This is a genomic window from Roseiterribacter gracilis (assembly GCA_018332375.1).
Classification (GTDB): Bacteria; Pseudomonadota; Alphaproteobacteria; order BOG-932; family Roseiterribacteraceae; genus Roseiterribacter; species Roseiterribacter gracilis.
The window spans coordinates 2,046,210-2,060,239 of record BOPV01000001.1 but is presented as its reverse complement, the minus strand read 5'-3'; the positions used below and the strand labels follow the sequence as shown (position 1 = coordinate 2,060,239).

Genomic DNA, 14,030 nt, shown 5'->3' with positions numbered 1-14,030 from the left:
TTTACTCTGCTGCGAGGGCGGTCCGGCGCTCGAGCCCTTCAACGGGCAGCGCTTCGACCGATTGGGTTTCAACGGGGCGTGTCGCGCGTGACGCGACTTGTTCGACGAGGTCGGCGAGGCGCTGCGCTGCGTCGGCTCGGCCGAGTGCGCGCGCGGCGTCGGCCGCTTTTTCCAAACCGCTGGGTGCGGTCATCAGATTTTCGAGCCGCGTCGCCAGCGCCATCGGCGTCAGCGCGCGTTGCGGGATCGACCAGGCGGCGCCCGACGCCGCGATCTGTTCGGCGTTGGCGGCTTGATGGTCGTCCATCGCAAACGGGTAGGGCACCAGGATCGCGGGACGGCCCGCGACGGTCAGCTCGGCGCAGGTCGATGCACCGGCACGCGCAATCACGATATGTGCTGCGGCGAGACGCGACGGCATGTCCTGGAAGAAAGTCGCAAGCTCGGCGGTGACGCCGCTGCGTGCGAAGCCGCTTTTTGCTTCGGGCAGATCGTCGGCGCGGCATTGCTGCGCGATCGAAATCCGCTTGCGCAGATTTTCCGGCATATGCGCCAGCGCGGCCGGCACGATCTCGCTGAAGATGTGCGCGCCTTGGCTGCCGCCGACGACAAGAATATTGAGCCGTCCGTCGCTGGTGAGCTTGGGATAGCCGACCATCGCAACACCCGCGATTGCGGGCCGCGTCGGATTGCCGGTCAAGGTGATGCGCGCGTCCGCACCTTCGGGCAGCATCGTCACGTTTTCGAACGACGTTGCGATGCGGGTCGCATGTTTGGCGAAGAGGCGGTTGGCGCGGCCCAGAACCGCATTCTGCTCGTGCAGCACGTAGGGCAGGCCGGCGCGGCGCGCCGCGAACAAGGTCGGCAGCGAGGGATAGCCGCCAAAGCCGACGATCATCGCAGGCTTGAGTTGGTTCAGCAGCGCGCGCGCCTGCCAGGCACCGATCGCCAGTTCCAGACCGGTGCGTGCTTTGCCGCGCAAACCGCGCTGCATCGAGGAAGCGCGGATGCGATGCACAGGCACGCCGAGATCGTCGCCGAACGCACCGCCGCGCTTGTCGGTGACCAGCGCAACTGCGCGACCGCGCGCAACCAGTTCGCGCGCCAATGCTTCGGCCGGGAAGATGTGTCCGCCGGTGCCGCCGGCAGCAAGCAGAACGAGACCTTGGGTCATCGCTTGTCTCCGTGCATTCCGAAACGTGTGCGGGTCAGCGCGAGCGCCATGCCCATGCCGAAGCCGAGTGCGAGCAAGGATGAACCGCCAAACGAAATGAACGGCAGGGTCATACCTTTGGCGGGCAACAGATGCAGCGACGAGCCCATATGGATCAGCGCCTGCAGGCCGAACTGCGTGAACAATCCACCGGCCGCGAGCACGACGAACAAATCCTGGTCGCGCGTCAGACGCTGGAAGCCGCGCAGCACGACGAAGCCGAACAGCGCGACGATCGCGAGTGTCGCGAACAGGCCGAGCTCTTCACCGGCGACGGCAAAGATGAAGTCGGCATGCGCGTCGGGCAGCGACAGTTTCACTTTGCCTTGGCCGGGGCCGGTGCCGAGCAGACCGCCATTGACGAAGGCTTCGAGCGAACGATCGACCTGATACGTGTCGCCGCTGGCTGGATTGAGGAAACGGTCGATGCGACTGGCGACGTGGCTAAAGGTGAAATACGCGCCGACCAACGCAGTCACGCCCATCACCGCCAGACCCAGCACGAACAGGATCGGCAGGCCGGCCAAAAAGAACTGCGCGAACCAGACCGCCGAGATGACGAAGGTCATGCCGAAGTCGGGCTGCTTCATCAGCACCGCGACGGTCAGCAGATAGAGTCCGATCGCAATCAGATTGCCGGGGAAACGCTGCCCCGCTTCGCGCGCAGCATGATGGCGGGCAAAGAACCAGGCCGACACGACCGCGAAGGCCGGCTTCAAGAATTCCGACGGCTGCACCGACAGCGGTCCAAGATGGATCCAGCGCGTCGCGCCTTTGATCTCAACGCCAGCGAACAACGTCAGCACCGTCGCGCCCAGCGCGCCGAGAAAGCAGACCATGGCCAGACGGCGCACGCTGGTCGGCGACAACAGCGACACGCCGATCATCACCAGCAAGGACGGACCCAGCAGCAGCAAGTGACGCTGCACGAAATAGAAGGTCGGCAGACCGATACGCTGCGCCACGGGCGGGCTTGCGGCTGCGACCAGCAACGCGCCCATCAGCACGATGCAGGCGAGCGCGGCCAAGGTCCAACGATCGACGGTCCACCACCAGCGGCCGAGGATCGAACTGTCGGTACGTGCGACGGCGAAGCTCATGCAGCCTCCAGCGCGCGAACCAGTTCCATGAAATGCTGACCGCGCACTTCGAACGACCGGTACTGGTCGAACGAGGCGCACGCGGGCGCCAGCAGCACGACGTCGCCGGGTTGTGCGTCGCGCGCAGCGTCTGCGACCGCGCGCTCCAGATGACCGCACAGCGAGAACTGGGCGCGGCCTTCGAGCCAGCGCGCGAAATCCGCCTGCGCTTCGCCGATCAGATAGGCCTTGGCGACGCGCGGCATGTAGCGATCGAGCCCGGTCAGCCCGCCAATCTTTGGGCGACCGCCAGCGATCCAGCGAATCTGTTCGTAGCAGCCGAGCGCTTTTGCAGCGGCGTCGGCGTTGGTCGCTTTGCTGTCATTGACGTAGCGCACGCCGTTGATCGTCGCGACCAGCTGCTGCCGGTGCGGCAGGCCGGGGAAGCTGCGCATGTGCGCAAGCACGGTTGCTTCGTCGATGCCAAGTGCGCGGCACGCGGCGTAGGCGGCGCCCGCGTTCTGCCAATTGTGCGCGCCCGGCAAGGTCGGGATGTCGGACACGTCGGCAACGCGGCGTCCATTCTCGACGATGATGCCGTCGACGACGGTGATGCCGTCAGGCTCGGCATGTTTCACCGACAAGCGCACCAGCTTCTGCTTGCCGAGATTCCGCGCCATGTCGGCGGAATAGAGATCGTCGACGCCGACGATGGCGGTCTGGCCGGCCTTCTGGCCGACAAACATGCGCGCCTTGGCGGCAACATAGCCCGGCATGCCGCCGTGCCGGTCGAGATGATCGGGCGTGACGTTCAGATGCACGCCGACGTCGAACACCAACGTGTCGAGCAGTTCGAGCTGGTAGCTCGACATCTCCAGCACATAGACGCCGTTCGCCGACAGAGTCGGGAACGTCAGAACCGGAATGCCGAGATTGCCGCCGATTGCGACTTCGATCCCGGCCTTCTGCAGCACGTGGCCGATCAGCGCCGTGGTGGTCGATTTTCCGTTGGTGCCGGTGATGCCGACTTTGCGCGCTTGCGGCGCAGCACGTGCCAGCAGCTCGACGTCGCCGACCAGTTTCAAACCGGCTTCGCGTGCACGCAGCACAATCGGATGCGGTTCGGGAAAGCTGTGCGGAATGCCCGGCGACAAAACCAGGATCTCGCACTGGGAAAGATCAGCAATGGTAAGGTCGACGACATGCGCGCCGGCGGCGCGCGCTTTGGCAACCGACTCCGGCGAGTCGTCCCACGCCCATACTTCGACGCCCGACGCCTGCAGTGCCTGCGCAGTCGCAAGTCCGCTCAAACCGAGTCCCATCACCGGGACCGGCTTGCCGCGAAGGTATGAAAGGTCGAGCGCGCGATTCATCGTTTCTCTAGCGCAGCTTCAACGTTGCGAGGCCGACCAGCGCCAGAATCGCCGAGATGATCCAGAAGCGGATCACCACGGTCGGTTCGGCCCAGCCGCGCTTTTCAAAATGGTGGTGCAGCGGCGCCATGCGGAAGACGCGCTTGCCGGTGGTCTTGAACGACGCGACCTGCACGATCACCGACACGGCTTCGAGCACGAACAATCCGCCGACGATCGCCAGTACCAGCTCGTGCTTGGTCACGACCGCAACCGCGCCAAGTCCGCCACCCAAGGACAGCGAGCCCGTGTCGCCCATGAACACCATCGCGGGCGGCGCGTTGAACCACAGAAAGCCGAGACCCGCGCCGACCATTGCGCCGCACAGCACCGCAAGCTCGCCGGCGCCGGGCACGTGGTTGATCTGCAGATAGTTCGAGAAGACGACGTTGCCGGCGAGGTAGGCGATGATGCCGAAGCTGCCGGCCGCGAACATCACCGGTACGATCGCAAGCCCGTCGAGACCGTCGGTCAAATTCACCGCGTGGCTCGACCCGCTGATGACGAAAATCGCCCAGGGCACGAACATGAAGCCGAGCGGGATCAGCGCGTCTTTGAAGAACGGCACGGTGACGCCGGTCGCCAGCGGATCGCGCGTCGCAGCCACGAACAAGCCGCCCGCGGCGCCCGCGATCACCAAGGTCGCGACCAGCTTCAAGCGCGACGACAGGCCTTTGGTGTTGCGCTTGGTGAGTTTCAGATAGTCGTCGCCGAAACCGATCAGGCCGAAGCCGACGATCACCAGCAGCACGATCCAGGTATAGACGTTGGCGAGGTTGGCCCACAGCAACGTGCTGACCAGCACCGCCAGCAAAATCATCACGCCGCCCATCGTCGGCGTGCCGCGCTTTTTCAGATGCGTTTCCGGTCCGTCGCTGCGGATCGGTTGGCCTTCGCCTTGTTTCGACTTCAGCCAGCGGATGATCGCGGGGCCGAAGATGAAACAGATCAGTGCCGCAGTCGTGATCGCACCGCCGGTGCGGAAGGTGATGTAGCGGAACAGATTGAACAGAACGAATTCGTCCGCCCAGGGTGCAACCAGATTGTAGAGCATCCCTCAGCCCCCGCTTTTCTTGTTGGGTGCAAGACGCACCAGCGCCTCGACCACGCGATCCATGCGCATCGACGCCGAGCCTTTGACCAGCACGACGTCGCCGGGACGCACGCGCTCGGCGACGATTGCGGCAAGTTCGACACTGTCGACCGAATGCCAGCCCGCCATGGCGAGGGGCATCGCTTCGACCAACGGCAGGATTTCCTGGCCGCAGGCGAAAACGAGATCGACTTTGGCTTCGACCAGATCGGCGAGAATCTTGGCGTGCAGTTCGACCGAGCGGTTGCCCAGTTCCTTCATGTCGCCAAGCACAGCGATGCGACGGCCTTCACCGGCCGGCTGTTCTAAGCCCAGCACCGACAACGCGGCCCCCACGCTGGCGGGCGACGCGTTGTAGCTTTCGTCGATCAGCGTAATGCCGCCGCCGGGAATTGCGGCGCGCACTTTGACGCCGCGACCTTTGACCGCCGGCACTTTCGAAAGGTCTTCCGCAACTTTCAGCGGATCGGCGCCAAGCTGCGTTGCTGCAAGCAACACGGCCAGCGCGTTGAACAATTGGTGGCGGCCGGGATTCTGCAGATGGAATTCTAGCTCGCGATCGAACAGGCGGGCGCGCGCGAAACTTCCGTCGGCGCTGACGTCGCCTTGCAACAACTGCGCGTCGCATTGCGCGTTGCTGCCGAAAGTCAGGATCTGTTTGACGCCGGCGGCGTGGGCGCGATCGGCAAGCCGGTCATATTGGCCATTGTCGCGATTGAGGATCGCGATGCCGCCTTTGCGGATGCCGGTGAAAATCTCGGCCTTGGCATCGGCGACCGCTTCGAGATCGCGGAAGTGACCGATATGGGCGGGCTCGACATTGGTGATCACCGCAATGTCGGGCGCGGCGATGTTCGAGAGTTTCTCGATCTCGCCCGCATGGTTCATGCCCATTTCCAGCACGGCGTAGCGCGTGTCGCTGGGCATCCGGGCGAGCGACAGCGGCAGGCCCCAATGATTGTTCAGATTGCCTTCGCTCGCATGGGTCTTGCCCTGGGCGCGCAGCACCGCCGCCAATGCTTCTTTGGTCGAGGTCTTGCCGACCGAGCCGGTGATCGCGACCAGCTTGGCGCGGCTGCGGTCGCGCGCACCGCGCGCCAAATCGGCGAGACCGGTCATCGTATCGTTGACCGACAGAAGCGGAATGTCGCCCTCGACGCTTTCATCGACCATGGCGGCAACCGCGCCTGCGGCTGCGGCCTGCGCCACGAATTTATGGCCGTCGAAACTCGGACCGCGCAGCGCCACGAACAGATCGCCCGGCTTGCAGGTGCGCGTGTCGATCGAAATGCCTTTGGCATTCCACGGCTGGATTGCGAGGCCAGCGGTGGCCAGCGCCGCTTCTTCCGCCGTCCACAAAATGTCGGGGCCGGCAACTTTCATGCAGTTGCTCCCTGGCCGACCGAACGGCGTGCGACTTCGGCGTCGTCGAACGGACGCACGGTCGTACCGATGATCTGGCCTTGTTCATGCCCCTTGCCTGCGATCAGCAGCACATCGCCTGCGGCGAGGTCGGCAATCGCAGTTTGAATCGCTTGTTCGCGGTCGCCGATGTCGCTGGCGCGCGCGCAGCCTTGCAGCACCTGCCCGCGGATCGCGGCCGGATCTTCGCTGCGCGGATTGTCGTCGGTGACGATGACGCGATCGGCGAGGCGGCAGGCGATTTGCGCCATCTGCGGACGCTTGCCGCGATCGCGATCGCCGCCGCAACCGAACACGACGGTGAGCTTGCCGGTCGCGTGCGGACGCAGCGCGACCAGCACGGTCTCCAGCGCGTCGGGTGTGTGCGCATAGTCGACATAGATCGCCGCGCCCGTGGCGGTGCGGGCTGCAAGTTCCAACCGGCCGCGTACACCTTCCAGCGAAGACAGCGTGTCGACCGCAGCGTCGATGTCGGTTTCGCGCGCCAGCACCAGGCCCAGCGCGGCCAGCGCATTCATCAACTGAAAGCCGCCGACCAGATTCAAATCCAGGTCGTAGGGCTGGCCGATGATCTCCAGCGACACGCGCTGGCCGTGCGGCAGCGCGGTCACGTTGACGATCTTCAAATCGCGCCCGTTGCGGCCGTACGTCATCGTACGCAGACGGCGATGCGCAGCGATCCCGATCAGCAGGTCGATTTCGGGAATGTCGGCGTTCAGCACCGCGACGCCGTCATCCATCAGCACGTCGCTGAACAGGCGCACCTTGGCGTCGCGATACTTGTCCAACGTGCCGTGATAGTCGAGATGGTCGCGCGTCAGATTGGTGAAGGCGGCGGCGCTGACCTGCACGCCGTCGAGGCGATACTGGTCGAGCCCGTGGCTCGACGCTTCCATCGCAACATGGGTGACGCCTTTGGCAGCCAGCGCTGCGAGATCGGCATGCAGCGCAACCGGATCGGGCGTGGTCAGCGAGCCGGGACGATCCCAACCCGGCGCAACCAGACCCAGCGTGCCGAGCGATGCGGCGCGATAACCGAGCCGGCTCCAAATCTGGCGCGCGAAGCTGGCGGTCGACGTTTTGCCGTTGGTGCCGGTGACGGCGACGACGGTGCGCGGCTGCGTCTTGTAGAAAGACGCGGCCATGCACGCGAAGCGGCGCTTCAAATTGTCGTCGGTGACCAGCGCGATGCCTGCAGGCACTTGCGTGCCCGGCGCACCCAGGATGGCGACTGCGCCGGCCGCGACTGCGTCGGCGATGAATTTGCTGCCGTCGACTTTGCTGCCGGGCAATGCTGCAAACAGAAAGCCTTTCTGCACCGCGCGACTGTCGGCGGTCAGACCGGCAATCTCGGGATCGAGTCCGGTGGCGGAGTTGCCGCCATTGCTGATCAGCTCGATCAACCGCATCAGCGCGTCTCCTTCACTTTTTGAAGGAGCGTGGACGAATTGCTTGCAGGCGCACTGACCAGTTTGGCTGGTGGCTTTGCCTTCTTCGGATCGATCGGCTGTTTCAACGTCGCATCGACGAACGTCTCGGTGCCGAGGCGGCGGCCGGGCGCGGTCGCGTTGACATACATTGCGCGCTGCACCGACGGCTCGTTCTCGTCGACCGGCGGCACGCCGTACAGCGGGCCCATTTGGGCGATGACGCGACCGACCGCAGGCGCGCTGACCCAGGCGCCGGTGGAGAAGCCGTAGCTCTTTTTGTTGCCGTGCGGTTCGTCGATCAACACGAACACGACGTAACGCGGATCGTTCATCGGAAATGCGGCAACAAACGAGCTTAAGTTTGCCGTCTTCGAATAGCCTTTGCCGCCGCCGGCCTTTTCGGCCGTGCCGGTCTTGCCGCCGACCAGATAGCCGGGGACGTTGCCGTTCTTGCCCGAACCGACGATCGCGTTGAGGCGCAGCAGGCGGCGCACATTTTCGCTGGTCGTCTGGCTGACCACGCGCACGCCGCTGGTTTCGTAATCGTCTGGCCGCGCGATCAAGGTCGCAGGCCGCAAGATGCCATTATTCACGATCGCGGCGAAGGCGGTGACGTTGTTCACCGCCGTGCTCGACAGGCCGTGGCCGAACGCGATCGTCATCATGTTGATCTCGCGCCACGGATTCGGCACGTGCGGACGACCGACTTCGGGAATTTCCAGGCTCGGCTTTTCGGTCAGACCCAGCGAGGTCAGGAAACGCTGTTGCGCCACCGGACCAACCTGCTGCACTTCGCGCACCGAACCGATGTTCGACGAGAAGGTGAAGACTTCCGGCACGCTCATCCAACGCCGCAGGCGTTCGGTGCGGAAATCGTCGATGGTGAAGCGGCCGACTTGGATCGGCTTGGTTGCGTCGACCCAATCGTCCATGCGCACGCGGCCGGATTCCAGCGCCAGCGCGGTGTTAAATACTTTGAAGGTCGAGCCCATTTCGTAGACGCCCAGCGTCATACGATTGAAACGGTTGACCGCGTCGCCTGTCCCCGGGCTTTGCGGATCAAAATCGGGCAGCGACACCAGCGCCAGCAATTCGCCAGTGCGCACATCCATGATCATGCCGCCGCCGCCCAGCGCGCTGAACTCGGCGATCTGCTGCTGGATCTCGCGGCGAAGCATGTGCTGCAGGCGAAGATCGATCGACAGGCGCACGGGCTCGCCTTTTCCCAGCATCTTGTCGAAGCTTTGTTCGATGCCGGCGAGGCCGTGATTGTCGACGTCGGTGAAGCCGACGACGTGGCTCGTCACGGCGCCGGCGGGATAGATGCGGCGTTCTTCGCGACGGAAATCGAGGCCGGGCAGACCGAGATTGTGCACGGCGGCTTGTTGGCGCGGCGTCAGATTGCGACGCAGCCAGACAAAGCGTCCGCCGCCTTCCAGTTTCTGCAGAATGTCGCCGTACGAAACTTCGGGCAGCGCCTGCGCCAGACGTTTGGCGGTCTCTTTCGCGTCCAGCACTTTGGCCGGATCGGCAAACAGCGACGCAGTCGCAAGCGAGGTCGCCAGCAACATGCCGTTGCGGTCGGTGATGTCGGCGCGTTCGGCTTTGAACGGCTGCACCGCTGCGATCGCGGCGCGCGGTTCGGGCTGGGTCAGAAAAGCAAGATCGCCGAGACGCACCGCAACCGCGGTCAGCGACAGCGCAAAGACCGCGCCGACGACGACGAGACGCGTGCGGGCCTGGTCGAGAACCTGGCGCGCGCCGCCTTCAAGATTCAGGACCTGCGCGCGCGCGCGGAACGCATCGTCCGGGCGCGGTGTCTTCGGCGCGCTGTCCATCAGCGCGCTCCGCCGGCCAGCGCACCGATCGGGTCGGATTTCGCGGAAATGGTGCGCATGCGCGCAGCCGCCTCGGCCGCTGCGCGCGTCGCTGCAGCGGCTGCTTCCTTGGCCGACAGTTTTTGTGTCGGCGCCGGCTGCTGCGACGGCGATTTGACGACGGCGAGTTGCGCGCTGGCTGCAGGCGGCGCGACGCGTTCGGCGACGATGGTCGGCGGCGCAACCGGTTCTAGTCTTTGATCGCCTGCGCGATCGGTCGGCTTCAACGGCGCCGGCGGCGCTTTGATCACCAGCGGACCAGGGGCAACCACGCTGTTGGGATCGCGCAGCGGGATCGCGTCGAGCGACACGATCTTCTTCACCGACATCGGGCCCAGCAACAGATGACGACGCGCCAGCGCTTCGATGCGCGCGGGATCGTTCAGATAGCTCCACTCGGCGTCGAGCACGCGGATCTGATCCTGCTCGCGCACGATTTCGCGCTCGAGCTTGGCCAGATAGGCCTCGGTGCGTTGCACGCGATAGGAGACGTGCATCACCAGACCCGCCGCGACGCTGGCGAGGGCCAACCCGACAAAGGTGGAGAGTCTAATCATCAGACCCCTCCCGCGCGCCTACGTGCGCTCCCTCGCTATGGGACGTGGGCCTAATCACGCTGCAAGATTCCAGGCCGGCGCGTCGGTGCGTTCGGCGGCGCGCAGTTTGGCCGAACGCGCGCGCGGATTGGCGCGAGTCTCTTCGTCGCTGGCGGCGATCGCTTTCGACGAAACCAGATTGAAGGTCGGGCGGCGCGAATCCGCAGCAGCGGGCAGGTGCCGCGACGGCGACGGCGTGCGGCCGCTGCGTGCGGTCAGGAAATTCTTCACGCGCCGGTCTTCCAGCGAGTGGAAGGTGACGATGGCGAGACGGCCGCCGGCGGCCAGCACATGTTCGGCTGCAATCAGCGCGCGATCGAGTTCGCCCAGCTCGTCATTGACCGCAATGCGCAGCGCCTGAAACGTGCGCGTTGCGGGATCGATGCCGTCGCCTTTTTTCGGCACCGCGCTGCGAACCGCATCGGCGAGCTGCAAGGTCCGTTCAAACGGACGGCGCGCGACGATGGCTTTTGCAACCCGGCGCGACAGGCGCTCTTCGCCGAACTGATAAATCAGATCGGCAAGCTCGCCTTCGTCCATCGTGTTGACGAGATCGGCGGCGCTGGGACCGTCCTGCGCCATGCGCATATCGAGCGGCCCGTCAAAGCGGAACGAGAAACCGCGCTCGGCCTGGTCGAGTTGCATCGACGAGACGCCGAGATCCAACGTCACGCCATCGACGCGACGATCACCGAGCAAGCGATGCATGTCGCCGAACTGGCCGTGCAGCAATTCGAGCCGGTTGTTGCTGCTATCGACCAGCTGCTTCCCGTTCTTGATCGCGTCGGGATCGCGATCGATCGCGATCACTTTGCAATTGGCGGCGTCGAGAATTGCGCGCGTGTACCCGCCGGCGCCGAACGTGCCGTCGACATAGGTCGCGTCGTTGCGAACGTTGAGCGCGTCGATGACTTCGCGCAGCAGGACAGGAATATGGGGACTGGTCATCAAACCAGCCCCGTTAGCTTGGGAAATTCAACGTCGCCGCTTTTGACGGCGTCGGTTGCGCTTTTCAGCGCGGCTGCATGCGCCGACGGCTCCCAGATCTGGAAGGTCGAGCCTTTGCCGACGAAGGCGACTTCGTTGTTCGTAATGCCGACGAGCGCTGCGAGATCTTTCGGCAGCGAGCAGCGACCTTCTTTGTCGATCGCGAGTTCCTGCGTGTTGGCGAAGATCGCGGTTTCCAGCGCGGTGCGCTGCGCCGAGAAGGGCGGCAGCTGTTCCAGCGCCTGCGCCATCTGATGCAGACGCTCGATGGTGAAACCTTCGAGCGCGGTTTCATGCAGCGACTTGAAGATCACAACGCCCTGGCTCGATCGCGCGGCCAAGGCCGCGCGAAAGCTCGCCGGGAACGAGACGCGGCCTTTGCCGTCGATCTTGTTCACGTGCGTGCTCAGGAAGAGCGATGTGTTCAGCAGCAAAGACATCGGCCGGTCGCCGTGCCTCCAGGTCGGTAAGTGCGTCGCCCCCTAGCCGCGCAACCGGCCGAAAGCCGAATGCCGCGAGCACCCCGGTCGCGACAGACCTGGGATGGCATGGGATATCATGGGATTTCATGGGCCACAACGGGGAAACGTAGCAAAACCAAGGGGTTCGGCGACGTTCCGAAGGGCCGAGTCAGCTCGCCGGTAGAGTTAAAAACTGTGCTTTCGCACGGCCTTGTCGCCGGGACAGTTCTTCCCCGACTCGAGCTTCGTTCCGTTTCTGTTCTGGCGGCTTTTGCCCGTAGCGCGGCGGGATCCATCGCAGATCGGGTGATTCACCGATACTGCCAATTGAATCAGTAGATTAGGTCAAAGTCACGCGTCTCCCTGCGCTAAAGCTTCGCGAGATTCGCCTCCCTACGCCAAAGCACCGGGAGAAGCCTGCCTCCCGAAGCCATGGCGTAGGGAGGCGTCAGACGGCCTGTAAGCCGGGTTCTGTCCCCCTCCGAAGAGAGTGGATGACCATTCCTCTGGGACGCGGATTACTCCGCGCCTCACGCGATCCACCCGGGCGGCGACGCGGACACGTCTGAAGCTCAAGGCTTCGAGCCACCCCTATTCGATCTTGCTCCCGGTGGGGTTTTGCCTGCCACGACCATTGCTGGCCGCGCGGTGCGCTCTTACCGCACCCTTTCACCCTTACCCCGGATCAAGTCCGGGGCGGTTTGCTTTCTGTGCCACTGTCCCTGGGGTCGCCCCCGCCGGCCGTTAGCCGGCACCGTTCGTCCGTGGAGCCCGGACTTTCCTCGCCCGATCCTGCTTTACGCAGGCGCGCGGTCATCCAGCCGTCTGACGCGGCGCTACTCGTAATTGAGACCGGCGAGCTTTGAAAGCGCGGCGGCAAGTTCGCGGCATTCCGCATCTTCGACGCCGTTGATGCGCGACGTGCGGAAATGCCGTTGGAATGCACCGATTGCAGCTGCAGCGTCACGGACGTCGTAGCCATAGGCAGCAAGCAGGTCGAGCAGGCTGCGCGACGTCGTTTCGCGCGCCAACGGAAACAGGCCGATCTTCTGCGCAGCCAAGCCACGCCAGTCGAATTTCTCGCCGGGATCGATCTTGCGCGCCGGTGCGATGTCGCTGTGACCGACGACGTTGCGCGGCGGAATCGGGTGCCGGCCAAGAATGTCGTGCGCGAGATCGGCAACCGCCGCCATCTGCGCAGCCGGGAACGGGTGGTAGGCGAAATCGTGACCCGGATTGACGATCTCGATCCCGATCGACCGCGAATTGACGTCGCGAATGTCGCGCCACTGCGACACGCCCGCATGCCAGGCACGCTGCGTTTCCTCGACCAGTCGATAGATCGTGCCGTCTTCATCGACGACGTAGTGCGCACTGACTTGCGACGCAGGATCGCACAGCCGCGCGAGCGCCGAGGCTGCGTCGCGCATGCCGGTATAATGCAGCACCAGCATGTCGATCGGGCTTTCCCGTCGAGGGCCGAAATTCGGTGAGGGTCGTTCGACGATGTCCGGCATCAATCCGCTTCGGCAAGAGTCGGCACGGGTGCCGCCTTGCGAAGCACGACCAGGGCCACGCCTGCAAGCACAAGCACGCCGCCGACGACGATTTGGACGTGCAACTTTTCGCCCAGCACCGCGATGCCCGACAGAACCGCAAAAACCGGCACCAGCAGCATGAACGGCATCAGATGGCTGACGCGATTGCGCGCCAACAGCGTGTACCACAGCCCATAGCCGGCCAAAGTCGAGGCGCAGACCGTATACGCGAAGCCGCCCCAACTCGACCAATGCGCGGCGACGGTGCGTGCGATGGCGTCTTGTTCGAGAACCAGACTCAACGCCACCAGCACCGGCCCCGCAATTGCGCCCAGCCACGCGGTCTGGGTGAAGGGCGGCAGGCTGGCGAGCTGTTTCGACTGAATGCTGGCAAAGGCGAAAGCGAATGCAGCGCTGAGCAACAGCGCGACTTCGAACGGCTTGTCGGCAAGTGCTGGCGCACCCAACACGACGACCAGACCGCCGAACGCGACGATGATGCCGAAGACCTGCAGCCGCGTGACGCGTTCACCCAGCAGGATCGCGGCCAGCAATGTGCCAAGCGGCACTTGCAGCTGAATGACGATCGCTGCCGATCCCGCATCGACCGTGCGCAATGCCCAGAACAGCACGCCGAAATGGAACACGCCCAGCACCATGCCGACGCGAACCAACGGCCAGAATTGTCCGCGCGGAAAGCGCTGAAACGGCAGCAGCAGCGCGGCGACCAGCACGAAGCGCAAACCGGTCGTCATCAGCGGCGGAATGTCATGCATCGCCAGCTTCGCGGCGACGAAGTTGCAGCCCCACAAAGCGGCGACAAGAACGGCAAGACAGAGATCGCGTGGGGACATTGGCCGCAACCTAGCGGAGGCGCACCGCGTCGCGACCCGATAGTTGCGCATGGAACCTAGGCGCGAAG

The 14,030-nt window shown here is 64.5% G+C and carries 12 protein-coding genes and 1 other RNA gene; all 13 read right to left on the bottom strand.

Annotated features, from left to right (window positions below; translation table 11 throughout):
* Position 1: 1 nt before the first annotated feature.
* The gene (murG, locus tag TMPK1_RS10205) at positions 2 to 1,174 is read right to left on the bottom strand and encodes an undecaprenyldiphospho-muramoylpentapeptide beta-N-acetylglucosaminyltransferase (protein ID WP_420242901.1); all 1,173 of its coding nucleotides are present in this window, start codon (positions 1,172 to 1,174) and stop codon (positions 2 to 4) included.
* The gene (locus tag TMPK1_RS10200) at positions 1,171 to 2,313 is read right to left on the bottom strand and encodes an FtsW/RodA/SpoVE family cell cycle protein (RefSeq protein WP_420242900.1); all 1,143 of its coding nucleotides are present in this window, start codon (positions 2,311 to 2,313) and stop codon (positions 1,171 to 1,173) included. The genes murG and TMPK1_RS10200 overlap by 4 nt, the downstream gene beginning before the upstream one ends.
* On the bottom strand, positions 2,310 to 3,665 hold the full coding sequence (gene murD, locus TMPK1_RS10195; protein WP_420242899.1) for a UDP-N-acetylmuramoyl-L-alanine--D-glutamate ligase: 1,356 nt from the start codon (positions 3,663 to 3,665) through the stop codon (positions 2,310 to 2,312). The genes TMPK1_RS10200 and murD overlap by 4 nt, the downstream gene beginning before the upstream one ends.
* Before the next feature lie 7 nt (positions 3,666 to 3,672).
* Entirely contained in the window at positions 3,673 to 4,758 is a 1,086-nt protein-coding gene (mraY, locus tag TMPK1_RS10190; protein WP_420242898.1) for a phospho-N-acetylmuramoyl-pentapeptide-transferase, read from the bottom strand.
* A 3-nt stretch (positions 4,759 to 4,761) separates the two neighbouring features.
* Positions 4,762 to 6,180 (bottom strand): UDP-N-acetylmuramoyl-tripeptide--D-alanyl-D-alanine ligase, encoded by a 1,419-nt coding sequence (locus tag TMPK1_RS10185; protein WP_420242897.1) that lies wholly within the window; start codon positions 6,178 to 6,180, stop codon positions 4,762 to 4,764.
* Complete coding sequence (locus TMPK1_RS10180) at positions 6,177 to 7,628, bottom strand: UDP-N-acetylmuramoyl-L-alanyl-D-glutamate--2,6-diaminopimelate ligase (RefSeq protein ID WP_420242896.1); 1,452 nt, start codon at positions 7,626 to 7,628, stop codon at positions 6,177 to 6,179. The genes TMPK1_RS10185 and TMPK1_RS10180 overlap by 4 nt, the downstream gene beginning before the upstream one ends.
* Positions 7,628 to 9,487, bottom strand: coding sequence for a peptidoglycan D,D-transpeptidase FtsI family protein (locus TMPK1_RS10175; protein ID WP_420242895.1), 1,860 nt, complete (start codon positions 9,485 to 9,487; stop codon positions 7,628 to 7,630). The genes TMPK1_RS10180 and TMPK1_RS10175 overlap by 1 nt, the downstream gene beginning before the upstream one ends.
* Positions 9,487 to 10,083, bottom strand: coding sequence for a cell division protein FtsL (gene ftsL, locus TMPK1_RS10170; RefSeq protein WP_420242894.1), 597 nt, complete (start codon positions 10,081 to 10,083; stop codon positions 9,487 to 9,489). The genes TMPK1_RS10175 and ftsL overlap by 1 nt, the downstream gene beginning before the upstream one ends.
* Positions 10,084 to 10,137: 54 nt before the next feature.
* The gene (rsmH, locus tag TMPK1_RS10165; protein ID WP_420242893.1) at positions 10,138 to 11,070 is read right to left on the bottom strand and encodes a 16S rRNA (cytosine(1402)-N(4))-methyltransferase RsmH; all 933 of its coding nucleotides are present in this window, start codon (positions 11,068 to 11,070) and stop codon (positions 10,138 to 10,140) included.
* Entirely contained in the window at positions 11,070 to 11,549 is a 480-nt protein-coding gene (locus TMPK1_RS10160; protein ID WP_420242892.1) for a division/cell wall cluster transcriptional repressor MraZ, read from the bottom strand. The genes rsmH and TMPK1_RS10160 overlap by 1 nt, the downstream gene beginning before the upstream one ends.
* Before the next feature lie 465 nt (positions 11,550 to 12,014).
* Positions 12,015 to 12,399, bottom strand: an RNA gene (gene rnpB / locus TMPK1_RS10155) — RNase P RNA component class A.
* A gap of 7 nt (positions 12,400 to 12,406) precedes the next feature.
* Positions 12,407 to 13,087, bottom strand: coding sequence for an N-acetylmuramoyl-L-alanine amidase (locus TMPK1_RS10150; RefSeq protein WP_420242891.1), 681 nt, complete (start codon positions 13,085 to 13,087; stop codon positions 12,407 to 12,409).
* The gene (locus TMPK1_RS10145; RefSeq protein WP_420242890.1) at positions 13,087 to 13,962 is read right to left on the bottom strand and encodes a DMT family transporter; all 876 of its coding nucleotides are present in this window, start codon (positions 13,960 to 13,962) and stop codon (positions 13,087 to 13,089) included. Before TMPK1_RS10145 ends, TMPK1_RS10150 begins: the two co-directional genes overlap by 1 nt.
* Positions 13,963 to 14,030 lie beyond the last annotated feature (68 nt).